At 45.7% G+C, this 22,691-nt stretch carries 18 protein-coding genes, 1 tRNA gene and 1 pseudogene; 15 read left to right on the plus strand and 5 right to left on the minus strand.

All coding sequences use genetic code 11. The features are described 5' to 3' along the window. Positions 1-360 precede the first annotated feature (360 nt). Positions 361-2,382, minus strand: a complete 2,022-nt coding sequence (gene uvrB / locus AACQ93_RS12030; RefSeq protein ID WP_064605231.1) for an excinuclease ABC subunit UvrB — start codon at positions 2,380-2,382, stop codon at positions 361-363. 412 nt (positions 2,383-2,794) lie between these two features. Here uvrB and AACQ93_RS12035 point away from each other — a divergent pair, with 412 nt between their 5' ends. From AACQ93_RS12035 to gloA, 10 genes are all read left to right on the plus strand, one after another. Next, complete coding sequence (locus AACQ93_RS12035) at positions 2,795-4,759, plus strand: bifunctional metallophosphatase/5'-nucleotidase (protein WP_084419144.1); 1,965 nt, start codon at positions 2,795-2,797, stop codon at positions 4,757-4,759. A gap of 766 nt (positions 4,760-5,525) precedes the next feature. Further along, positions 5,526-5,601: transfer RNA gene (locus AACQ93_RS12040), tRNA-Asn, on the plus strand. Between the two features lie 398 nt (positions 5,602-5,999). Then, the gene (gene rsxA, locus AACQ93_RS12045; RefSeq protein WP_007467342.1) at positions 6,000-6,581 is read left to right on the plus strand and encodes an electron transport complex subunit RsxA; all 582 of its coding nucleotides are present in this window, start codon (positions 6,000-6,002) and stop codon (positions 6,579-6,581) included. A 1-nt stretch (position 6,582) separates the two neighbouring features. Then, positions 6,583-7,164, plus strand: coding sequence for an electron transport complex subunit RsxB (rsxB, locus tag AACQ93_RS12050; protein WP_064605232.1), 582 nt, complete (start codon positions 6,583-6,585; stop codon positions 7,162-7,164). A gap of 2 nt (positions 7,165-7,166) precedes the next feature. Then, positions 7,167-9,995: an electron transport complex subunit RsxC gene (gene rsxC / locus AACQ93_RS12055; RefSeq protein ID WP_064605233.1), complete on the plus strand. Its 2,829-nt coding sequence runs from the start codon at positions 7,167-7,169 to the stop codon at positions 9,993-9,995. Positions 9,996-9,997: 2 nt separating this feature from the next. After that, positions 9,998-11,044 (plus strand): electron transport complex subunit RsxD, encoded by a 1,047-nt coding sequence (rsxD, locus tag AACQ93_RS12060; protein WP_064605234.1) that lies wholly within the window; start codon positions 9,998-10,000, stop codon positions 11,042-11,044. 11 nt (positions 11,045-11,055) lie between these two features. After that, entirely contained in the window at positions 11,056-11,691 is a 636-nt protein-coding gene (rsxG, locus tag AACQ93_RS12065) for an electron transport complex subunit RsxG (protein ID WP_064605235.1), read from the plus strand. Beyond that, positions 11,688-12,380, plus strand: coding sequence for an electron transport complex subunit E (locus AACQ93_RS12070; protein WP_007469924.1), 693 nt, complete (start codon positions 11,688-11,690; stop codon positions 12,378-12,380). The genes rsxG and AACQ93_RS12070 overlap by 4 nt, the downstream gene beginning before the upstream one ends. Before the next feature lie 128 nt (positions 12,381-12,508). Continuing rightward, positions 12,509-13,150 carry an endonuclease III gene (nth, locus tag AACQ93_RS12075; protein WP_007469926.1) on the plus strand — a complete coding sequence of 214 codons (642 nt, stop codon included), beginning with the start codon at positions 12,509-12,511 and terminating at the stop codon, positions 13,148-13,150. Positions 13,151-13,292: 142 nt separating this feature from the next. Then, entirely contained in the window at positions 13,293-13,685 is a 393-nt protein-coding gene (gloA, locus tag AACQ93_RS12080; RefSeq protein WP_064605236.1) for a lactoylglutathione lyase, read from the plus strand. A gap of 76 nt (positions 13,686-13,761) precedes the next feature. On the opposite strand, the gene AACQ93_RS12085 is transcribed toward gloA, so the two are convergent. Continuing rightward, a complete protein-coding gene (locus tag AACQ93_RS12085) occupies positions 13,762-14,094 on the minus strand; it encodes a hypothetical protein (RefSeq protein WP_232323314.1) in 333 nt (110 codons plus the stop codon). 167 nt (positions 14,095-14,261) lie between these two features. On the opposite strand from AACQ93_RS12085, the gene AACQ93_RS12090 reads away from it, so the two are divergent. After that, positions 14,262-14,873 (plus strand): superoxide dismutase, encoded by a 612-nt coding sequence (locus tag AACQ93_RS12090; RefSeq protein ID WP_064605238.1) that lies wholly within the window; start codon positions 14,262-14,264, stop codon positions 14,871-14,873. 36 nt (positions 14,874-14,909) lie between these two features. After that, positions 14,910-15,352 (plus strand): annotated as a pseudogene (locus tag AACQ93_RS12095) (DUF2753 family protein). 83 nt (positions 15,353-15,435) lie between these two features. Here the strand turns inward: AACQ93_RS12095 and AACQ93_RS12100 are convergent. Together AACQ93_RS12100 and motY are read right to left on the minus strand one after the other, a co-directional pair. Next, positions 15,436-15,732 carry a hypothetical protein gene (locus AACQ93_RS12100; protein WP_064605239.1) on the minus strand — a complete coding sequence of 99 codons (297 nt, stop codon included), beginning with the start codon at positions 15,730-15,732 and terminating at the stop codon, positions 15,436-15,438. A 135-nt stretch (positions 15,733-15,867) separates the two neighbouring features. After that, complete coding sequence (gene motY / locus AACQ93_RS12105) at positions 15,868-16,713, minus strand: flagellar protein MotY (protein WP_232323340.1); 846 nt, start codon at positions 16,711-16,713, stop codon at positions 15,868-15,870. A gap of 265 nt (positions 16,714-16,978) precedes the next feature. On the opposite strand from motY, the gene rnt reads away from it, so the two are divergent. From rnt to AACQ93_RS12120, 3 genes are all read left to right on the plus strand, one after another. Next, positions 16,979-17,644: a ribonuclease T gene (gene rnt / locus AACQ93_RS12110; protein WP_064605241.1), complete on the plus strand. Its 666-nt coding sequence runs from the start codon at positions 16,979-16,981 to the stop codon at positions 17,642-17,644. Positions 17,645-18,066: 422 nt separating this feature from the next. After that, positions 18,067-19,311: a porin gene (locus tag AACQ93_RS12115; protein ID WP_064606689.1), complete on the plus strand. Its 1,245-nt coding sequence runs from the start codon at positions 18,067-18,069 to the stop codon at positions 19,309-19,311. A 55-nt stretch (positions 19,312-19,366) separates the two neighbouring features. Continuing rightward, complete coding sequence (locus AACQ93_RS12120; protein ID WP_064605242.1) at positions 19,367-21,916, plus strand: VolA/Pla-1 family phospholipase; 2,550 nt, start codon at positions 19,367-19,369, stop codon at positions 21,914-21,916. A gap of 65 nt (positions 21,917-21,981) precedes the next feature. Here the strand turns inward: AACQ93_RS12120 and AACQ93_RS12125 are convergent, their stop codons facing one another. Continuing rightward, a complete protein-coding gene (locus AACQ93_RS12125) occupies positions 21,982-22,587 on the minus strand; it encodes a peroxiredoxin C (protein WP_007469947.1) in 606 nt (201 codons plus the stop codon). Positions 22,588-22,691: the final 104 nt, after the last annotated feature.

Here is a 22,691-nt window from a genome sequence, read left to right on the forward strand (position 1 = left end):
CAAATATGTCACAGAACGCCGCAAGAAAGTGCAATTCCACTATTTTAAAAAGTTGGCACGGTGCCTGCATTATACATTTCGACTCTTTCCTGAGAGTCAACCTAGCCAACTGACGTTGTTTGTGGAATATTTTCACTTAAACAATGACGCCAACCGAACCTCTTATCGGTTGGCTTTTTTTTTGCCTGCGAAAAACAAGCCAAAGCCCACAGTCATTCAGGCTTAACCTAACGCTCAAACTAATAAAGACAGCAAAACCCGCAACATCTGAATGATTGCTGCAAGCTCTACTGTCTTCATTGAATTTAAAAATTTACTGGTAGTTACTTCCGCTTATACGGAAACCGTAGTACTTCCATCCTAGCTGTTGACGATAAACTGTTCACGCAACGAATGAATCTTATCGCGAATTTCTGCCGCCTTTTCGAACTCAAGATTCTGTGCAAAATCATACATATCCGATTCCAACTTCTGAATTTCTGATTCCAATTGCTGCGGTGACATCGTCGTGTAAGTCCCTTTCTGCTCTGCCACTTTATGAAGCTGAGCCGCTTTATTTACCTTACGATTTCCGGACTGCCCCAGTTCCATAATATCTGCCACGGCTTTATTCAACGCCTGTGGCACGATTCCGTGTTTCTCGTTATAGGCTTGCTGTTTTTCACGACGACGGTTAGTTTCATTGATCGCACGATCCATTGACCCGGTGATCTTGTCTGCATACAAGATAGCCTTACCTTCAAGGTTTCGAGCTGCACGACCAATGGTCTGGATCAGTGAGCGTTCTGAACGAAGGAAACCTTCTTTATCAGCATCCAGAATCGCCACCAGCGACACTTCAGGCATATCAAGCCCCTCACGCAACAGGTTGATCCCAACCAACACATCGAACTCACCAAGTCGCAAATCACGAATAATTTCAACACGTTCAACCGTATCAATATCCGAGTGTAAATAACGCACCTTCACACCGTGCTCACTCAAATATTCAGTCAGGTCTTCTGCCATTCGTTTGGTCAAAGTTGTCACCAGAACCCGCTCACCTTTTGCTTCACGAATACGGATTTCTGACAATAAATCATCAACTTGAGTTGCTACAGGACGAACCTCTATTTCTGGATCCAGCAAACCTGTCGGACGCACCACCTGCTCAGCAATTTCCCCCCCTGACTGTTCGACCTCATAAGTTCCCGGCGTTGCCGAAACATAGATCGTCTGCGGCGCAAGAGATTCAAATTCTTCAAATTTAAGCGGGCGGTTATCCAATGCTGATGGTAAACGGAAACCATAATCCACCAGATTTTCTTTCCTTGAACGATCCCCCCTGAACATTGCTCCAATCTGCGAAACCGTGACATGGGATTCATCAATGATAAGCAGGCCATCAGCAGGTAGATAATCAAACAAGGTTGGTGGCGGCTCACCCTCAGCTCGCCTACTGAGGTAGCGGGAATAGTTTTCGATGCCCGAACAGAAACCAAGCTCGTTCATCATCTCAATATCAAACTGGGTTCGCTGGGCAATACGCTGCTCTTCGACCAGCTTATTGTTATCCATCAACTGCTTCCTGCGAACCACCAGCTCATCCTTAATGAGATCGATGGCTTCAAGGATACGTTCGCGAGGCGTTACATAGTGAGTCTTGGGGTAAATCGTACAGCGGGGAAGATCACGCTGGTGAATAGCCCCAGTCAGAGGATCGAAAGTACTGATGCTATCCACTTCATCATCAAACAACTCAATTCGAACCGCATCTTTTTCCGATTCTGCCGGGAAGATGTCAATCACCTCTCCGCGAACACGGAACGTACCTCGCTCAAAGGCGACGTCATTACGGGTATATTGCAATTCAGCAAGGCGGCGCAGGATATCTCGCTGATCCAGGATGTCACCACGACGAACATGAAGCATCATCTTCAAGTAAGAATCCGGATCACCCAGACCATAAATGGCAGAAACCGAAGCAATAATAATGACGTCACGTCGCTCCATCAGTGCTTTGGTTGCCGACAAACGCATCTGCTCAATATGTGCATTCACCGACGCATCCTTTTCAATGAAAGTATCCGTGGTCGGGACATACGCTTCAGGCTGGTAATAGTCATAATAAGAAACAAAATACTCCACGGCATTGTCAGGAAAGAATTCCTTCATTTCACCATAAAGCTGCGCAGCCAGAGTTTTGTTTGGTGCCAAAATCAAAGTCGGGCGGTTAGCCTCGGCAATAACATTTGCCACTGTAAAAGTTTTACCAGACCCCGTAACCCCAAGCAGCGTCTGGTGGGCCAGCCCCGCATCCAATCCCTCAAGCAGCTGATTAATAGCACCGGGTTGATCACCGGAGGGGGCGAATTTAGAAGATATGTTGAAGGATTTGCTCATGCAGAAATACCGTAATAAAAGATGCAGAACCTAATAGAGCATTTTGCGATTATGAGTTTGGTTGTCAACAAAGCAACACACAATGAATAACAATGAGTATGTAAATAGCTTGACTTGCCACCTTGCCATCTCACTTTTATGACTCAATACAACAAAACATTGCAATTCAACCCAAAGGTGGCTCACAAAAGAAAACATCAATGTCTATTTTATCTTGCTTATTTACTATCCATGTTGGTTTGTTGACCCCTTCTTTCTTATTGAATCAAGTTCAGCTCAACTAGGTGATCATTCGCACAATCAATAATTTGCAATATTGAGTAATTGCTCAACTCCGTTATTTTTTGTTCGCATTGAATAACAACAAACCAAAACAGCGAAATGCTGATTATAAAATAGCGAAGTGATTTCAATGAATAGAACAAAAATAACGAAAAGTATCCTTACTCTTGCCGTAATTGCTGCACTGACAGGTTGTAATGATAACGACACCACAACAGCTCCAGTTGATAAGACCGGCGACAAAACGTTTACGATGAGTGTTGCTCATATCAACGACACTCACTCCAACTTTGACGCCCATAGCCTGGATTTCATTAACAGCGACCTCAGCACCGCAGAAAAATCCTTTAAAGTTCGCACTGATGTCGGTGGCTATCCTCGACTGGCCGCCAAGTTACATGCAGCCCGCGAAGCTGCCGATGCCAACGGCACTCCTTTCCTAGCCCTGCACGGTGGTGATGCGTTCCAGGGCTCACTCTACTTTAGCTTGTTAAAAGGTTCTGGTAACGCAACCTTACTAAGCGAAATGGGCCTCGACGCCATGGCTATTGGTAACCATGAGTTTGATCTGGGCAACGATCCACTGATCTCATTTATCGAAAACGTTAACTTCCCTCTATTGGCTGCAAACCTGGATACCAGTGCTGATGCAGACATGAAGAACTTAGGCAACCTGAAGTCATATACCATCAAAGAGTTCAACGGCGAAAAAGTTGGTATCTTTGGGCTGGTACTGGAAGATCTGGATCAGATATCCTCTCCGGGTGAAAACCTGAAATTCAACAAAGAAGTAGATACCGCACAGAAGATTGTTGATGAACTAAAAGCCAAAGGTATCAACAAAATCGTGATGGTCAGTCATATAGGTGTGGATCGCGATGTCAGAATAGCCAAAGAAGTTAACGGCGTTGACCTTATTGTCGGCGGCCACTCTCACACTCGTCTTGGCGACTTCACTAACCTGGGCTTAGGTAAAGGCCATACAGAAGTCAGCTATGCTGAAATATTCACCAACAAAGATGGCAAAGGCAAAACCTGTGTCGTTCAGGCTGGTGAATATGCCGAAGCCGTGGGCCAGATCGATGTCAGTTTATCTGAACAGGGCGAACTACTGAGCTGTAAAGGTAACAACACCCTGCTGATTGGTAAAAATTTCAAGTTCAAATACGCAGATGTTGATGGCGACGGGAAAAAGGATCGGACAGCACTAACTGATGAGCATCAGGCTGCAACAGAATCTTTTGTGGCCAAGCAAGACAATATTGCCATCACTGAGGAAAACCAGTCTCTGCGCCGTATCATTGATCTTAACTATAAACCGCAAGTTGAAGCCTTCAGCAGCAAGGTTATTGGTCATATTGATGATGCCGGTGACTCAGATAACAAATTTGACCACGTTCGTATCCCAGGTAAAAAGCGCAGCGGTGCCTCTCTAGCTACTACCGGTTCTGAAGCCGGAGCGCATGTTGCTGCCTCTATGGCATGGATACTTGAGCAGCAGGGATATAATGTTGATATGGCGATCACCAATACTGGTGGTGTTCGTGCTGATATTGTTCCTAAAGAAGGCACTGATGAACTAACTGCTGGTTACATTCTTGGAACCCTGCTGCCTTTCGGCAACGAGGTAGCACTGGTGAAACTAACGGGCACCGAAGTACGTGAATTACTGGAAACTACTATCAACTATGCCACTTCACCAGATGCGACTTCTGATGGCGGCTTCCCGACTACAGCTAACCTGAAGTACACATATGACGGCACAAAAGCTGAAGGTAGCCGTATCGAAGGACTTCAGGTCTGTAAGGACGGAGTTGGTATTGGCGTATGTGCTGATATCGTAGCCAATACAACATATAACATTGCTACTACTTCATTCCTGTTAGGCGGGAAAGACGGTTACAGTCTGTTCCTTGGTAAAGAGGCTACAAACTCGGGCTTCAAAGATAACCAAGCCATGATCGACTACGTTGAAGACCTTACTGGAAAAGGTTTGAAACTCACTGAACTTAAAACCGGCCTGAACTATATCCCAGCAGATCCAAGCAAGGTGGATAATCCATTGGTTAAACCTGATGACAATGCAAATCAGTAAGTTAATCCTTAGCTATTAATCACAAGAGTAGTAAATAGCTAATGCACACTACAAAAGCCCGGACATACCATGCCGGGCTTTTTCATTGAAGACATTCGATTTAGTTATAAATGGACAAAAAATGACAACTAAGGATTGATCTATATCTCACATCGGCGTATTATCACCGCCCACGCACAAAAGCGCATAAATTCAGGCAGCCTTAAGGCACGTCAGTCCCGTCGAATTTAATTCCTCTCGCTTAGCAAAATCGAGAGAAATCATCCACAGTTTTTCCCGAAGTTAATTCCCCACAATTCACAGCTAACTCGCAAGCCACATTCTTTTAAAGCAATTATTCTAATTATTCATTTTTTTTCACCATCTTAGTGCTATTGCGCTTAAGAACAGGTATTTATGCACCTGAAATAAAATGCGCAAAGATCACCCAGCTAGCCACATGTTTAACCAGAACATGTTTTTCCAAACATCCATCAACATAGTTATCCACAGTTTCCGTGGATAACTGCGCTAATCCCATACCACATCTGGGATGGTGAAAATCAAGCTTTTTTTCGCTCCATTTTTGGAATTAAGTTTTGCTATATTTACTAACGTTTTCTTCGCTGAATCCGAATGCAGGTCACATTAAAAATAGAGCTTGATACGTAATTTCCTCTAAAGCTTAATTTACAAACAAGTTTCTGATTTTCACGAATGGGAGATGGTTCAAATCCTGTCCATTGACTCAGTCATACTGACTGAGTACTATCAGAACACAACCTATTCCCCCTTAGTTCAGTCGGTAGAACGGCGGACTGTTAATCCGTATGTCGCTGGTTCAAGTCCAGCAGGGGGAGCCAATTACAAGGCCTCGTCGATGACGGGGCCTTTTTCATATCTGTAGGTTAGCGCTAATTGCCGCTGAGCTGGACGCCCCCACCTAACCGGTCACGTCCAAATCAGCAGGAGAGCCAAATTCACAGAAACCCGGTCAAGATGGCCGGGTTTTCTTTATTCTGCGACATCATGATTGCTTCGCAATCAATGTCACTGACGGATGGCCGCCCTCCCCTTTCTTATAACATTTGATCATCAAACGTACTCTTTCGGTTAATAAATTAGACAAGCTATTGAAAACAGTTTGCTGTAACTGACCAAAAGCACATCAATCTTGAAAAACCCTGCTTATGGGGAGTTGTTATAGGTCGGACAAAGGAAGATAATATGCAGATCTCTAGCAAAATATAATTAAGACGGTATGACTGAATACCTACTACTACTCGTAGGTACAGTGTTGGTAAACAACTTTGTACTGGTAAAATTTTTAGGCCTTTGCCCGTTTATGGGGGTGTCTAAAAAACTGGAAACAGCAATTGGTATGGGTTTGGCAACCACGTTTGTTCTTACCCTGGCGTCGGTGTGTGCTTACCTTGTCGAAGCCTATATTCTTGAGCCACTCGGCATTCAATATCTTCGAACCCTCAGCTTCATCCTGGTGATAGCTGTTGTTGTTCAGTTCACTGAAATGGTTGTCCATAAAACCAGCCCGACGCTTTATCGTCTGCTGGGTATTTTCCTGCCATTGATCACTACAAACTGTGCAGTTCTGGGTGTTGCCCTACTCAACATCAACGAACGTCATAACTTTATCGAGTCTGTGATCTACGGCTTTGGCGCTGCTGTTGGTTTTTCATTGGTTCTGGTTCTGTTTGCTTCAATGCGCGAACGTATTGCAGCGGCAGATGTACCAAGCCCATTCAAAGGCGCATCGATTGCAATGATTACAGCCGGCCTGATGTCTCTTGCCTTTATGGGCTTTACTGGATTGGTGAAACTATAAGATGAGCGGAATCCTAATAGCAGTAGCTGCCATCGCAGTTCTTGCCGCGATTTTTGGTCTCCTTTTAGGCTTTGCCTCTATCCGGTTCAAAGTCGAAGCTGACCCTATCGTTGAGCAAATTGATGCCATCCTGCCGCAAACCCAGTGTGGTCAGTGTGGATATCCTGGTTGCCGCCCTTACGCAGAAGCTATCGCGAATGGTGATGACATTAATAAATGTCCTCCTGGCGGTCAGGCAACCATCGAAAAATTAGCTGCCCTTATGGGTGTTGAAGTCGCAGACTCAGCCCATGATGAAAGCAAAGGCATCAAAAAGGTTGCCTTTATTAATGAAGACATGTGTATCGGCTGTACCAAGTGTATTCAGGCGTGCCCTGTTGACGCCATTGTCGGTGGTACTAAGGCAGTTCATACCGTCATCAAAGACGAATGTACCGGCTGTGATCTTTGTGTTTCACCTTGTCCGACCGACTGTATCGAAATGGTTCCGGTAGAAATGACACCGGAAACCTGGAAGTGGGAGCTGAACAAAATCCCTGTCGTGAATATTCCAACTGATGCCAGCGCCAACAAGGTAGAGTAACCATGCTGTCAATAATCGAACAAATTAAACAGGGTCAGCTATGGGACTTCCCGGGTGGGATTCATCCGCCAGAGCAGAAAACCCTTTCAAACAAAACAAAAATTGAAGACGCTCAGCTACCGAAAGAGCTGGTGTTACCGCTGAAGCAGCACATAGGTGCTGTCGGTGATATCCTTGTTTCAGCCGGAGACAAAGTCCGTAAAGGGCAAGTGCTGACTCACGCTGATGTTGCCATGAGTGTTCCGGTCCACGCTCCGACTTCCGGTACGATTAAAGCTATCGAGCCACGTACCATTGCGCACCCGTCTGGCCTGGCGGACATGTGTATCATCATCGAACCGGATGGTCATGATCACTGGAGTGAAAAGACACCAGTAGCTGATTACCATCAAGCAGAACCGTCTGATCTTATCGATCACATTCGCCTACACGGTATTTCTGGTATGGGTGGTGCGGGTTTCCCTGCCGGTCGAAAACTACAAAGCGGTCTGGGCAAAACTGATGTCCTGATTATTAACGCTGCCGAGTGTGAGCCATACATTACTGCCGATGACCGCCTGATGCAGGATTATGCTGAAGAAGTAGTTGAAGGCATTCGTGTCCTGAAACATATCCTTAAGCCAAACCTGAGCATCATTGGTATTGAAGATAACAAACCGGAAGCGATTGAAGCACTCAAGCAATGCATTTCCGAAAATGACGGCATTATCATTCGTGCTATCCCAACCAAATACCCGTCTGGTGGTGAAAAACAGCTGATCAAAGTACTGACAGGCCAGGAAGTACCGGCAAACGGCATTCCGGCTGATATTGGTATTATGATGCACAACGTCGGTACGACTTTCGCCATTAAGCGCGCGGTTGTTGACGGCGAGCCACTGATTCAGCGTGTAGTAACAGTTACGGGTAAAACATTTAAAAATCCGGGTAACACCTGGACGCTTTTAGGCACTCCAGTTGACTTCCTGCTTGAACGATTCGGTTACAAAGCAGATAAAAAGCTGCCGCGCGTGATCATGGGCGGCCCGATGATGGGCTTTACCCTGCCGCATTGCGATGTGCCAATCACCAAGATTTCAAACTGTATTCTTGCACCGACGCGCAAGGAGATTTCTCCGTCTAACCATGAGATGTCCTGTATTCGCTGTTCATCCTGTGCTGATGCCTGCCCCGTTTCTCTGCTACCACAGCAGCTTCAGTGGTATGCCAAAGATAAGGATTACGATAAGTGCGAAGAATACAATCTGTTTGACTGTATTGAATGCGGTTCCTGTGCCTATGTCTGCCCAAGTGAAATCCCGTTGGTTCAGTACTACCGCCAGGCTAAAGCTGAAATCCGCACCCGCAAACAGGATGAGCAAAAAGCAGAACGAGCTAAGCTACGCTTTGAAGCGAAGAAAGCCCGTCTGGAACGTGATAAAGCAGAACGCGACAACCGCTTTAAGAAAGCTGCAGAAGATCGCCGTAAAGAAATGGCCGCAACCGGTGGCGATGATGCCGTTGCCGCAGCGATTGCTCGCGTTAAGGCCAAGCAGGCCGCGGCAAGTGCCGATGCTGATAAGAAACCTGCAGTAGCCGCCGCAATTGCCCGTGCCAAAGCAAAACAGGCTGAAGCCATCGCAGGCGCTAACGGTGAAGCTCTACCGGATAACAGCGAAATGGCGAAACTACGTGAAGAACGTAAACGCCAGGCTCGTGAGCGTAAAGCCGCCAAACAGGCAGCAGAAAGCACCGCAGCACCTCAATCTACCGGGGATGAGAAAAAAGGTGCAGTTGCCGCAGCGATCGCTCGAGCTAAAGCTCGTAAGGCTGGAAAAGAGACAGATACAACTACTTCAAAAGTAACTGAATCAGCTGAAGCCAAAGCGGAAAGTCCGAAGAAGGCCGCTGTTGCTGCTGCCATTGCTCGCGCCAAAGCACGCAAAGCTGAAAAAGAGACAGATACAGCCACTTCAAAAGTAACTGAATCAGTTGAAGCCAAAGCGGAAGATCCGAAAAAGGCAGCTGTCGCTGCTGCCATTGCTCGCGCCAAAGCACGCAAGGCTGAAAAAGAGACAGATACTGCCACTTCAAAAGTAACTGAGTCAGCTGAAGCCAAAGCGGAAGATCCGAAGAAAGCAGCAGTAGCTGCAGCCATTGCTCGCGCCAAAGCACGCAAGGCCGAAAAAGAAGCAGATACTGCGACTGCAGAAGCCACTGAATCGGCTGAAGCCAAAGCGGAAGATCCGAAGAAAGCAGCAGTAGCTGCAGCCATTGCTCGCGCCAAAGCACGTAAGGCCGAAAAAGAGGCGGATTCTGAGACTGCAGAAGCCACTGAACCAACTGAAGCTAAAACAGAAGATCCTAAGAAAGCCGCTGTTGCTGCTGCCATTGCTCGCGCTAAAGCACGCAAGGCCGAAAAAGAAGCAGATACTACGACTGCAGAAGCCACTGAATCGGCTGAAGCCAAAGCGGAAGATCCTAAGAAAGCCGCTGTTACCGCAGCAATTGCCCGTGCCAAAGCGCGCAAAGCAGCCAAAGAAGCGATACAGAAGCAACCTGAGACAGCTGACATCACTGCTGAATCTATTGCTGAGACGATTGAAGAAGTTGACCCGAAAAAAGCGGCGGTCGCTGCTGCCGTTGCGCGAGCTAAAGCCAGAAAAGCGGCGAAAGAGTCACTTAAAAATCAGTCGGAAAAAGCTGAAAGCTCAACGGATACAGTTGTCGACACTATTGATGAAGTCGATCCGAAAAAGGCAGCCGTCGCCGCAGCTATTGCTCGCGCTAAAGCACGCAAAGCAGCTCAACAAGCTGCAAAAGAAGCACAACAGAATAACGAGGAAAATTAATCGTGGCTTTTAATATTGCCAGTTCACCCCACACTCACAGCCGTCGCAGCACCAGCGATATCATGCGCACTGTGATCCTCTGTACGGCACTTGGTGTTGCCGCTCAGTGGTATTTCTTTGGCTGGGGTGTACTCATTCAGATCCTGCTGGCATCTTCCACTGCACTTATCTCCGAAGCTGCAGTCATGAAACTGCGTAAACGCCCGGTATTACCGTACCTGCGTGATAACAGTGCTCTGCTGACCGGTGTATTACTTGGCATTGCTATTCCGCCGCTGGCGCCATGGTGGATTACGGTCATTGGCGTCGTCTTCGCCATCGTAATTGCAAAACACCTTTACGGTGGCTTAGGCCAAAACCTGTTCAATCCAGCAATGGTCGCCTACGTTGTTCTGCTGATTTCCTTCCCGGTTCAGATGACAACCTGGCTGCCACCATCATCACTGGCAGCTTCACCGGTTCCACTGATTGACAGCCTGTATGCCGTTTTCACCGGTTTTACTCAGGATGGTTACAGCGTACACCAGCTGAAAACCTCCTTTGACGGTGTCACCATGGCAACGCCGCTGGATACATTGAAAACGTCTCTGACCACTGGTCATACAACAACTGAGATCCTTGCAAACCCGATATTCAGTGTTATTGCCGGCGTCGGTTGGGAATGGGTGAACATCGGCTTCCTGCTTGGTGGTCTGGTTATGCTAAAAATGCGCATTATCCAGTGGCACATCCCGGCAGGCATGCTTGGTTCCCTGTTCGTAATCAGCACTGTGGCCTTTATTATTCACCCGGATGCGACAGCTTCTCCATTGATCCATCTGTTCTCAGGCGCAACCATGCTGGGGGCATTCTTTATTGCAACTGATCCGGTTTCGGCTTCAACAACGGTAAAAGGACGCCTGATCTTCGGCGCTCTGATTGGTTTGCTGGTTTACCTGATCCGTACCTGGGGCGGCTTCCCTGACGGTGTCGCCTTCGGTGTTCTGCTGGCAAACATGTGTGTACCACTGATTGATTATTACACTCGTCCACGAACTTACGGTCACTAACAGGAGCTAGCATGCTAAATGCAATGAAGAAAAACGGCGGTGTGCTGGCTGTATTTGCTCTGCTGGCGACATCTCTGGTATCAGTAACCCACTTACTGACAGAAGGCCGAATCCAGGAGCAGCAGCAAAAAGAACTGCTTAAGGTGCTAAACCAAGTTATTCCGGCAGAAAGCCATGACAACGAGCTTTATAAAAGCTGTACTCTGGTAGCCAGTGAACAGTTTCTAGGTACACCGGAAGCCATGCCTGCCTATCTAGCGAAAAAAGAAGGCCAGGTCTCAGGCGTTGCTATTGAAGCCATTGCACCGGACGGTTACAACGGAGCCATTAAACTGATTGTAGGTCTTGATATTGAAGGCGTAGTGACTGGCGTTCGTATACTCAGCCACAATGAAACACCGGGACTTGGCGACAAAATCGATACCCGCATCACCGACTGGATTTACAGCTTTACCGGCAAAAAGCTGGAAGGTGAAAAAGATTCTCGTTGGGCGGTTCGCAAAGATGGCGGTGACTTTGACCAGTTTACCGGTGCCACTATCACACCGCGTGCTGTTGTCGGTGCAGTAAAGAATGTGTCGCTTTACTATCAGCGCCACCAGCAGGAACTGTTTAACCAACCTCTGAACTGTCAGGGTGAATCATGAGTATGAATAAAGAACTGATGAAAAATGGCCTGTGGAACAACAACCCGGCCATCGTTCAACTGCTGGGGCTGTGCCCCCTGCTTGCAGTCTCAGCGACTGTCACTAACGCACTCGGTCTGGGCATTGCTACCACACTAGTGCTGGTCAGCTCAAACCTTATCGTTTCACTGGTTCGTAAATGGGTACCATCTGAAGTCCGTATTCCGGTTTTCGTAATGATTATTGCAGCGCTGGTAACCTGTGTTCAGCTGCTGATGAATGCCTTCACTTACGGCCTTTACCAGTCTTTGGGTATCTTTATCCCATTGATTGTAACCAACTGTATCATCATTGGCCGTGCTGAGTCTTTTGCCTCTAAGAATGACCCAGTTCCTGCGGTACTTGATGGTTTATGGATGGGCTTAGGTATGACTTCTGCGCTGGTTGTGCTGGGAGCAATGCGTGAGGTTCTGGGCAACGGTACCCTGTTTGACGGCGCTGATCGTTTATTAGGCGAATGGGCTGCATCACTGCGTATCGAAGTATTCAGCTTTGACAGCAGCTTCCTGCTAGCAATGCTGCCACCGGGTGCCTTTATCGGCGTCGGCTTTATGATCGCCCTGAAAAACGTCATTGATAAGAAACGTGAACAGAAAGTCGCAGATAAAAAGCCGACTATCGAACGTGCTCGCGTAACTTCAGCGAACTAAAAAACGAATAAAATCCGCAGCAGACCACGTAAAACAGGCCGCTCACCCTGTTTCTGGCCCTACACCAGAGCAGTGAGACGCTGCGGAGTCAGTCAATATTCAGATCAAGAAGCAATCAGGAAGCAATAATGAATAATCAAAAACGCGTTCAGATCCTTGAACGTCTTCGAGCTGAAAACCCGCATCCAGAGACGGAACTTAACTGGAGTACTCCGTTCGAACTATTGATTGCCGTTCTGCTGTCAGCTCAGGCAACAGACGTTAGTGTCAACAAGGCAACAGATAAACTGTATCCGGTTGCTAACACGCCTCAGGCTATGCTGGATCTGGGCGTTGACGGTGTTAAGGAATACATCAAAACCATCGGGTTGTTTAATTCCAAAGCCGAGAATGTCATTAAGACTTGTAAAATCCTGTTAGAAAAACATGGCGGTGAAGTACCGGAAAGCCGTGAAGCACTGGAAGCTCTACCGGGTGTAGGGCGCAAAACAGCAAATGTTGTACTGAACACCGCTTTTGGCTGGCCGACTATTGCCGTCGACACTCATATCTTCCGCGTTTCTAACCGCACAAAATTCGCTATTGGTAAGAATGTCGATCAAGTTGAGCAGAAGCTGCTGAAAGTCGTTCCTAAAGAGTTCAAAGTTGATGTTCACCACTGGCTCATCCTGCACGGCCGCTACACCTGCGTAGCCAGAAAGCCACGTTGCGGCAGCTGCATCATTGAAGACCTCTGTGAATTTAAAGATAAAGTCTACCCGGATGAATAATCTCGAAAGGCCATTACGATTGTGTAATGGCCTTTTTCTTATCACATAAGATTATCAAAAATATTACCAATGATAATTTTTCATTGTTAAAGACAGACGTTAATCTAACCCATATCAATATCAGCACATTACCGGAGTAATTATGGCAAAAGGACGCATTCTTCATACCATGCTGCGCGTGGGCGATCTCGACCGCTCTATTGAGTTCTATACCGATGTCATGGGCATGAAACTGCTGCGCAAACACAATAACGAAGCATATAAATACACGCTGGCTTTTGTCGGTTATGGTGATGAGTCAGAAGGAGCAGTCATCGAGCTGACCTACAACTGGGGAACCACAGAATACGATATGGGTAATGCCTTCGGCCATATTGCTATCGGTGTTGAAGACATTTATGCCACCTGTGATGTTATTAAAACAGCTGGTGGTGATATCACACGCGAACCAGGTCCAGTTAAAGGCGGCACGACGCACATTGCATTTGTTACCGATCCTGACGGCTATAAAATCGAACTGATTCAACGCAAATAATGACAAACTGACACTGATTTCCAAACAAAACAGGCAAAGTTCGGTGAACCTTGCCTGTCTATCTTTATTCTGATTTCTATTCTACTTTGCCAAAATACTCTGTGATGGTGGCTCTGAATTCGTTGTCCTTCGTCGGGTCATTAAACTCAATTGAGTAGTAAGGCATGATACTTTCCTTCAGCTGCTCACCAATCAGCAGCTCAAGATTTTCAACGCTGACAGTACTGGTGACTTCATAAGTATCAGCCATATTCAGTTCCATCTGCTCAGCTTCTTCAACAGTGATTTGCTTTGCCTTAATTTCGCTTGCCAGTTCACTTTCAACTTTATAAGCATCACTTCCTACTATTGTGTCATCGGCAAAGACAGAACCGACACCGAACATAAGAAGTACGAGTAATTTCTTCATTGCCACAGCCCTTTTGCTTAGTTTTGTCGATATATCGTTCTCAATGTAGTTCTTTTAACAACACCTTCAGCTCCAAAAATAAGAATGAGTAAAAGTGGCACAAACTTTATGGTTGATAATGAGAATGATTATCACTAACATAGTTAAAAAACCAAGAGAGTACGATCATGTCATTCACATTCCCGGAGCTCCCTTACGCCTATGATGCGCTGGAGCCATATATCGACACAAAGACCATGAAAATACATCATGGCAAACACCATAAAACCTATTTCGATAAATTCATGACGGCAATTGCCAACACTGAACTGGAACACCAGTCTTTCCACGATATATTTGCATCCATTTCTGAACACTCCCCCGCAGTCCGCAACCATGGTGGCGGCTTTTTCAACCACAATATTTACTGGCAATGCATGTCTCCAAACGGTGGCGGTCAACCCGGCGGACTACTGGCCGAAGCAATCAACTGCCATTTCGGCAGTTTCGAACATTTCAAAGAAGAGTTCTCAGAAGCAGCAGCCAATCATTTCGGTTCCGGATTCATCTGGCTCTGCGTTTGTGAAGGCCGGCTGGAAATCGTCACCACCAGCAACCAGGACAACCCGTTGATGGATATTTCCACTCATCGCGGCGAACCGATTCTGGCTCTTGATGTTTGGGAACACGCCTATTACCTGAGCTATCAAAACAAACGTCCGGAGTACATCGAGGCATGGTGGCACGTGGTTGACTGGCCTCAAATAGAACAAAATTTTCTCGACTCTTTATACATATAACCGTTACAGGCATAACAAATTCAAAGGAGCCGTATCATGGATGTATCATGCTGGGAACGCCACACACTGCTGGCAACCAAAGCCGAAAAAGACAATCTGCCAATGATGTCTGTGATGCATTACCAGCTGGCGCTGGCTGAATCTCAACAGTTAGAACCTGTACATGGTACTGAAGATGAGCTTGAAGATTTACTGACTATCAAGGTAATTTCCTGCCATAACCTCGCCTCTTTCTGGCGAAAAGCCGGAGATAAAGAATATGAGCTGAAATACCTGCAGCTAGCTTCAGAACAAATCATGACTATGCTGCCGCAATGCCCGCACAAGGCTTGCAATGCCTTTGTTGATTCTCTTGGCTGCTGCAAATCGGCATTAATTAGTTTCTGAAAAGACACCCTAACCCGATTGTCGCCCAACAGGTCGCAAACATGAATACCAGCACCCAATGCGAACTGATCGCCAGATTCAGGCTTCAATAAACAATACGTATGTAGAAGCAAGAATAAAAGTAAGTTGAAAGGATAAAAAAGCGAGGTATAGACCTCGCTTTTAATTTATTTAGTTATTCTTTGTATTCAATAACCATGGCCTGATAATGGTCTTTATTCCTACGAGGAACAAAATACACTACCGAATAATACTCAGCAGAACGTTTTTCTAACTTTTTGATTATTTGATCATCTAGGCGTGCCATATCTTCAGTGTTATAAACCAAATAATAGGACGTTTTATTCAACCCCATAGCAGCGGCTTCAGCACGAGTTACCCTCTGTGCATCACCATTACCCAGAGCTGCATAAGCACCTGACGCAGATACTGCACCTAACGCAAACAACATAACAGCAAGAAGCTTTTTCATTCCGAAGCACTCCTTCCATTGAAGTCTCATTTTCAATGTAGCCGATAAATTCCAAACTGAACAATAAACTAGTTGGCAAAGCGTAGGAGTTTAATCATCCAGTTTAAAATTTAAACAGTGCTTGTTTCGTACCGATTAGATAATTGTTCTGCCCAGAGAAATTACAACACGACGGTTTTTATTTCGTCCGATTGGCGTCTCATTATCAGCAATTGGGCGGCGCTTACCATATGCTTCGACCTGAATGCGGTCTTTCGGCAGCCCCATTGCCATAAAATACTCTTCCAGTTTTTGGGCGCGACGTTCAGAAAGCGCCTGGTTAACATTTTTACCACCAGTAGAGTCTGTATAAGTCGCCACCAGCACCAAATCAACATCATCGCTATAACGAACGAAATCAGCAATCTGTGACAATCGTTGACGCGAAGGTTTATTCAGCTCATCACTGTTCTTATCGTAGTGCAGAACTGTAAAAGCAATATCTTCAAAACTGTATGGTAATAAATTATCAAGGCACTGGCTGAACTGCTGATATGGCTCCTGGAAAGACACGGCAGACAAAGCCACCTCAATACGTTTATCTCTATGCTGCCAGTCCTGATAACTCAGTGTCGGATAACGCCCGCTTTCTAACTCCGTGAGCATGGCCCAGGCCGTCTGGCCTCCAACATAGCCATCAAACTGTTTGAAAAAAGTAATTCGGGTGATCGGCTCGGCCGCTTCTCCCGGCATCCAGCGAGGTGGCATAGATACCAGGCTGACATCACGGGTCTCCCCCATCGGCCGTCGCATCTTCAATTCAAAATCGAGATTAATTTTCTTACTAGCGCGAGAAATGAACTGGGCTTCACCGTAGTTCGGAATGTTATGCAGCATCCGGCACTCAAGAGGAGTATCTACCGCCACTTTCCAGTCTGACTGAGCTGGTGTAGCTACGTATTGCTTACTTGCCATCACCGGGCCACTTGCCGTTGCCGCCATCAGCACTGAGGCCGACAAGCATAATGATATTGTTCTTTTGCCCATAATCTGATTTACCAGCTCAACCGAAATAACTGTTTATTGTATCGGATCCTGACAAAAAATCTTTAGGGTCACAATGGATACATTCAACCGAATACTAATGAAGAGACGTTGGCTCCGGCGACGTAAATACATCCTGTCGGGTTCCCGATAAAGATTATAGGTTTAGCTCCCTTAATGAATCTGACATAATGCCCCCCTCATTTTTATCAACCGCAGTGCTATGAGCCAAGATAACGAACTAAACACGCTAAAAAGTCGCTTTCGCGGCTACTTCCCTGTCGTAATTGATGTTGAAACAGCCGGTTTTAACGCCAAGACCGATGCTCTGCTGGAAATTTGTGCCGTCACACTAAAAATGGATGAAGACGGCTGGCTGAAGCCTGCATCAACCCTTCATTTTCACGTAACACCATTCGAAGGAGCAGTCATCCATAAAGAAGCGCTGGAATTTAACGGTATCCGAGACCCATTCAGCCCGCTTCGTGGTGCAGTAGCAGAAGAAACGGCACTGAAAGAGATTTACAAACAAATCCGCAAAGAACAAAAGGCTGCTGGTTGCTCACGTGCAATCATGGTGGCTCACAATGCAAACTTCGACCACAGCTTTGTGATGGCCGCATCTGAACGTGCAAAGCTTAAGCGCAACCCTTTCCATCCTTTTGCGACCTTCGACACAGCAGCCCTGAGTGGCCTGGCATTCGGCCAGACTGTGCTTGCCAAAGCCTGCCGCACAGCCGGCATTCCATTTGATAATAAAGAAGCTCACTCAGCACTCTATGACACTGAGCGAACAGCCGAATTATTTTGTGAGATCGTTAACAAATGGAAGAAATTAGGTGGTTGGCCTATTTTCGAATCTCAAACAGAAGAAAACCAAGAGTCTTAAAAGTTAAACACCCCAAACTCATCAGACCTGCTACCAGCCCAGTTTTACTGGGCTTTTAGAATCATCTTTCTAAACACATGTTATAATTTAAACACCCGTTTTAAACACCATTTAATGAAATACCATTCAATTGGCGTTTTTCCGAGAAAACAATGTGTTACAGCAGCTTAACATTCCCCATATGAATCCTTATACTGCTTAGCACTGTTTCATATCGTTTCAATTTGATTCTATGGAAGACTGCCAGCATCTGCATATTCGCTTTATGTCCTACCGATATAAATCCCTATGTCTGAGCAACATGGCTTGCTCTGATTGCTGTGCATAGAACCAATATGACCAGAAACGATGAAACCATTATAAAAGTCGTTTTCCTTCATGGAACGAAGAACAAGAAGCAAATTAAAGAGGCAAAAATAATAATGTCTACTAATAAATTAAAACTTACCGCCGTTGCCGTGACGGCAGCATTAATGTCTGTTAATGCTAATGCCGCAGGCTATCAGGTAAACGAACATTCCGCGTCTGGCTTGGGTAGAGCGTTCGCAGGTGAAGCAGCTGTTGCCGATAACGCATCAGTACTGGCTCGTAACCCGGCGGCAATGACTCTTTTCAAAACCGCTGAACTTTCAGGAGCTTTAAGCGTTGTCGATCCATCAGTCGACGTTGAAGACAAAACCTTCGGCCAAACAGCCAAAGATGTTGCCCCATTAGCATTAGTTCCGGCTGGTTACTATATCCACCCAATCAATGACAGTGTCGCACTCGGCCTTGCTTTGTTCTCCAGCTATGGTGTTGGAACAGAATACCCAGAAGGCTTCAATACCGGTTCAACGGCAGGTGAAACGTCACTGATCACAATGAACTTTAACCCAAATATTGCCTACCGTATTAACGAAGAGTTCAGTATCGGTGCAGGTGTTAGCCTGGTTTATGGCGATGCCGAGTTGAAACGTCATTATGGATCATTAGGTATTGTGGGACCTGGCTCAACAGCTGAAACCATCAAGATGGAAGGGGATACCTGGGGCTGGGGCTGGAACATTGGCGCTCTTTATGAAATCAATGAAGACCATCGTTTAGGCCTAAGCTACCGCTCTCAGGTTGATCTGGATTTTGAAGGCGACTTTACTGATTACTCAGGCCTAATCACTGGTACACCCAATAATACCGTTCCTGGTGACCTTTCTGTTGTACTTCCTGCTATTGCTGAATTCTCTGGTTATCATGCACTTAATAACCAGTGGGCTGTGCATTACAGCGTGCAATGGATCCAATACAGCAAGTTTGAAGAGCTTCGTGGAACCAGCAACCAGTGTACCCCAGGCTATGATAACCAGGCGGGCGTTTGTCTTCTGAAAGACGAAGATTACGACGATAACTTCCGCTACTCAATCGGCGCAACTTATACAGTTAACCCAGACTGGACACTCCGCGCCGGTTTTGCCTTCGATGAGCAGGCTGGTCGTTCTACCCTGAGTATTCCAGATACAGATCGTTACTGGTACTCAGCAGGCCTAACCTATAACTTCAACCCTGATATGTCATTCGACTTTGCATTTACCTATCTGGACGGCAAAGAAAGTACCTTCGAAGAAGATGGACACACATTTACATCTTCTGGTGGTGCAATCATTAGTGCCGCACAAATCAACTACAAATTTTAATTAATTCAGCGAAACCTTCAGGTTTACGTAATGATTTGAATGATAGGAATTTATTATGAAAAAAAATGTATTGGCACTGCTAATTGCTTCTAGCATTGGTTTATATGGTTGCGGTGATGAGAGCGAACTTACCGGTAACCCTTCCATCGATCCTGGCATCGAAAAAAGCTTACAAGCAGAAACAAAAATTGAATTTAATATTCTCCCTACTGGTGAGAAAAAAGTAATCACGCCTTCCTTCTTGGTGATGGATACAACAGACGGTACTCTAGCTACCGATAAGTTAGCCAAGGATCCATCTAACTTCTCAGACCCTATGGTTACCATGGGTAAAACTGATGGATGGAGTACAACTCAGCCTATCGTAATCAACTTCACTGGTAACGATCTGGCTTCGTCAACAGCACCAAATAGTTTCTACCTGATTAAATCAAGTGATCCTAGAGCTGGCGTTCCATCTGAACAACCAACGGTTTTAACTGAAGGTACTGATTATAAAGTAATCGCGTCAGGTAAAAAGCTAACAGCTCTCTTATTAAAGCCGCTGGATCCAGCTAGCAACTACATGTTTGCTGTTACTGATGACCTTAAAGATATTAAAGGTCATAGTGTCGGTATGACCGGTTCATACGGTGTGCTAAAAACAAAATCTCATCCACCATCAGAAGAGCTTGTTCCAGCGCAAAAAATCGTCCATGCGGTTGAACATCAGTTCGATATTGCTGGCGTGAATGCGGATAGTATTATTTATTCAAGCTGGTTTACAACTGCATCTGTTGGTGACGTAATGTTTGCAGCCAAATCAGCCTCAGCTTTAGCACTACAATCACCAAATAAAGCGCATGATGTTTGGAAGGGCTCCGCAATCAGCTCTAACGTAGTATCAACTGATCTTGATAAGCTATTTGGAATGGTTCCTGACCAAAAACCTGTTGAAACAACAACTGATGGAAATGAAATATATACAGGTACTATTTATCTGCCATATTTCTTAGAGACAGCTCCGAATAAATTTAATAACACTCCTTGGCAAAGTGGTATGCCTAGCTTAGCCAAAATATCCGCAGTGCTAACAGATAAAGAACACAATACATACAGTGCGGCAGACCAAGTATCTATTATTGGTCAATTATCAACACTACCGATCCCAATTGTGCCTGAAGATCTTGAAAAAGCAGCAGCAGGTGAACCTGAAGCTCAGAAAAAAGTACTTACCGCACTTACTGGCGCAACACTAACATTAGCGAATGGAGATCAACTGGATACTGAACGATTAATTACTCGCTACAGCCCTGTACCTAAGCTGAAGTCTGTCGAACCAGTTGAGTACACCTTAGTCCTACCGTCAAAAGCAGAATGTCAGGGTACAGCTACGAATACAGTATCTATTTTCCAACACGGCATTACTGTTGATAAAACTGTACTGACTGAGACAATAGTTGATCAAGATGGTACTAAAACAACCCTTGCAGACGGCATCATTGGTGACCAATGCCATGCCATTTTTGCCATTGACCACCCACTACATGGTACTCGTGGAATTAAAATTCCGGGACAAGATGATTTAACAGCTAGCGATCATCCTGAAATGTACCTCAACCTAGCTAACCTTCCTGTAGCCCGAGACAACCTGCGTCAAAGCACAATTGATCTGGTTAACCTGCGTATGTCAATAGGCCTTCAACAAGCAGCACTGGCAAAAATACTAAGCAAAGAAGGTGAACTCAGTGCAGATGACCTTCAGGCAATTAATGCAATGGGTGTACTGGCACGACTTAACCCATCGAAAGGCGTTAGTTACTCTGGTCACTCACTTGGTGGTATTACTGGCGTAACACTAGGAAACATTGCCAATATACCAACAGCACCTGATACAGAAACAGATGAAATGCTTTTCAACATCAATACCTTAGCATTGGCAAACCCTGGGGCGGGTATTCCATATCTGCTACTGGAGTCAGGAAAGTTTGCTCCATTTGTTAAAGGAAGCATAATTGGCAGCTATCAAGATGAAGAAGATGCCAAAGTGAAAATTGGCGATAGTTTCCGTTCATACTGTATTGATAATGCAATTTCGGATGCAGCTAAATGTTATTACAGCTATGAAAATGCACTTATAAATAAAGGCGATGAATTGTCGATGGCAACTCTTGGCGCAACATACGAATTGTTCTCTCAATTTGCATATGCTGCGCAGAGCGTTCTGGATACAGTAGATCCAATTAACCACTCCATGAAGATTGATAAAAAAATTGCTGTTTATCTGAGTGAAGTAAAAGGTGATGCTACGATCCCGAACAAACTAGTTCCATTCGCGACAGTTGAAGGTACAACTATTGCTAAACCATATTCACCATTTGGTGGCACTGAGCCTCTAATGGCTACTATGAAGTTGGCACCGACAACAGCATCTATCAATAGTGACACTGTCAGAAACGCAGTTCTGTTCAACAAAGGTGAACACAGCTCGCTACTGGGTAAGGGTGATGCTAACGTAACAACAGAGATGCACAAGCAACTGTCATCGCTATTGAACGATAATGGTCAGACACTGACAATCCACGACTCTACCGTCATTGACGCAATGCCTGATCCAATTCAATAATACATAACCACCCAAAAGGCTAGCCTCCAGGCTAGCCTTTCTTTTACCTCAAACCTGTAACTTAATTACAAATCATCAGTATGCTCAGACAAGTACTTCGCCACACCTTCTGGTGAAGCATCCATCCCTTCTTTACCTTTTTCCCATTGTGCCGGGCAAACTTCACCGTGTGACTCATGGAACTGAAGCGCATCAACCATGCGTAGCATTTCATCAATATTACGACCTAGCGGCAGGTCATTCACCACCTGATGGCGAACAACCCCTTCTTTGTCGATCAAGAAAGAACCACGGAATGCCACACCGGCTTCAGGGTGCTCAACATCATAAGCCTGACAGATTTCATGCTTGGTATCGGCAATCAATGGATACTGAACCGGACCGATTCCGCCATCTTCAACCGCAGTGTTACGCCATGCGTTATGACTGAACTGGGAGTCGATTGACACACCAATCACTTCTACCCCTTTGTTCTGGAAATCAGCAAAACGCTTATCAAACGCAATCAGCTCCGACGGACACACAAAAGTGAAGTCGAGCGGATAGAAGAATACAACAGCAGCCTTACCTTTAATGTGTTCCTTCAGGTTAAACTGCTCAACAATCTCGCCATTTCCAAGTACTGCCGCAGCGGTAAAATCCGGAGCCGGACGGCCAACAAGTACACTCATTAACTAACTCCTTTTATCGATTACCGCCAAGGCAACCAGCCAACGCGGTAATATAGATGAAATGTAGCAGTAACATATTGTTCTGCTTGTGATTACACTTAACA

Source organism: Photobacterium sp. J15 (assembly GCF_963870815.1).
Classification (GTDB): Bacteria; Pseudomonadota; Gammaproteobacteria; order Enterobacterales; family Vibrionaceae; genus Photobacterium; species Photobacterium marinum.

Coding starts and splice junctions, on each gene's coding strand:
- AACQ93_RS12100 (WP_064605239.1), bottom strand. CDS start 15,732: ATGAAAAAGCTTCTTGCTGTTATGTTGTTTGCGTTAGGTGCAGTATCT.
- AACQ93_RS12085 (WP_232323314.1), bottom strand. CDS start 14,094: ATGAAGAAATTACTCGTACTTCTTATGTTCGGTGTCGGTTCTGTCTTT.
- AACQ93_RS12115 (WP_064606689.1), top strand. CDS start 18,067: ATGTCTACTAATAAATTAAAACTTACCGCCGTTGCCGTGACGGCAGCA.
- AACQ93_RS12090 (WP_064605238.1), top strand. CDS start 14,262: ATGTCATTCACATTCCCGGAGCTCCCTTACGCCTATGATGCGCTGGAG.
- gloA (WP_064605236.1), top strand. CDS start 13,293: ATGGCAAAAGGACGCATTCTTCATACCATGCTGCGCGTGGGCGATCTC.
- rsxG (WP_064605235.1), top strand. CDS start 11,056: ATGCTAAATGCAATGAAGAAAAACGGCGGTGTGCTGGCTGTATTTGCT.
- AACQ93_RS12125 (WP_007469947.1), bottom strand. CDS start 22,587: ATGAGTGTACTTGTTGGCCGTCCGGCTCCGGATTTTACCGCTGCGGCA.
- rsxC (WP_064605233.1), top strand. CDS start 7,167: ATGCTGTCAATAATCGAACAAATTAAACAGGGTCAGCTATGGGACTTC.
- AACQ93_RS12120 (WP_064605242.1), top strand. CDS start 19,367: ATGAAAAAAAATGTATTGGCACTGCTAATTGCTTCTAGCATTGGTTTA.
- AACQ93_RS12035 (WP_084419144.1), top strand. CDS start 2,795: ATGAATAGAACAAAAATAACGAAAAGTATCCTTACTCTTGCCGTAATT.
- motY (WP_232323340.1), bottom strand. CDS start 16,713: ATGGCGGCAACGGCAAGTGGCCCGGTGATGGCAAGTAAGCAATACGTA.
- rsxA (WP_007467342.1), top strand. CDS start 6,000: ATGACTGAATACCTACTACTACTCGTAGGTACAGTGTTGGTAAACAAC.
- AACQ93_RS12070 (WP_007469924.1), top strand. CDS start 11,688: ATGAGTATGAATAAAGAACTGATGAAAAATGGCCTGTGGAACAACAAC.
- rnt (WP_064605241.1), top strand. CDS start 16,979: ATGAGCCAAGATAACGAACTAAACACGCTAAAAAGTCGCTTTCGCGGC.
- nth (WP_007469926.1), top strand. CDS start 12,509: ATGAATAATCAAAAACGCGTTCAGATCCTTGAACGTCTTCGAGCTGAA.
- uvrB (WP_064605231.1), bottom strand. CDS start 2,382: ATGAGCAAATCCTTCAACATATCTTCTAAATTCGCCCCCTCCGGTGAT.
- rsxB (WP_064605232.1), top strand. CDS start 6,583: ATGAGCGGAATCCTAATAGCAGTAGCTGCCATCGCAGTTCTTGCCGCG.